At 64.4% G+C, this 519-nt stretch carries 1 protein-coding gene; it reads right to left on the bottom strand.

Annotated features, from left to right (window positions below; translation table 11 throughout):
- Nucleotides 1–517: branched-chain amino acid ABC transporter permease (locus G3574_RS17485; RefSeq protein ID WP_235953490.1), on the bottom strand; the 517-nt coding region annotated here is incomplete at its 3' end.
- Nucleotides 518–519: the final 2 nt, after the last annotated feature.

The following is a 519-nucleotide window of genomic DNA, read 5'->3' as shown; positions in this document are numbered from 1 at the left end:
CGCGCGGCACGTTGTGGCCCAGGGCCTCGACCATGTCGGGATGGGTCAGCGCGGCCTGGATGACCAGGCCGATGCGGGTGCGGGTGAGCAGCAGGTAGATCGACACGAGCATGAGGATGGCGATGAAGGCCATGAAGCCGCGGTACTTGGGGAACGTGGTGGAGAACAGGGTGAACAGCGGTCCGTCGAGTTCCGCGGGGATGGGGTAAGGCACGGCGGCGCGGCCGAAGACGAGCTGGACGAGTTCGACGATGACGTAGGACAGGCCGAAGGTGAACAGTAGCTCGGGCATGTGGCCGAACTTGTGGACGGTGCGCAGGCCGTAGCGCTCGATGCCGGCGCCGATGACGCCCACGACGAGGGGGGCGAGGAACAGGGCGGGCCAGAAGCCAAGCTTGGTGCTGATGGCATAGGCGAAATAGGCGCCGAGCATGTAGAAGCTGGCATGGGCGAAGTTAAGTACGCCCATCATGCTGAAGATCAGCGTCAGGCCCGAGGACAGCATGAACAGCAGCAAGC

This window comes from Noviherbaspirillum galbum (genome assembly GCF_010974945.1).
GTDB classification, from domain to species: domain Bacteria; phylum Pseudomonadota; class Gammaproteobacteria; order Burkholderiales; family Burkholderiaceae_D; genus Noviherbaspirillum; species Noviherbaspirillum galbum.
This window is presented reverse-complemented; position numbering and strand designations above follow the sequence as displayed.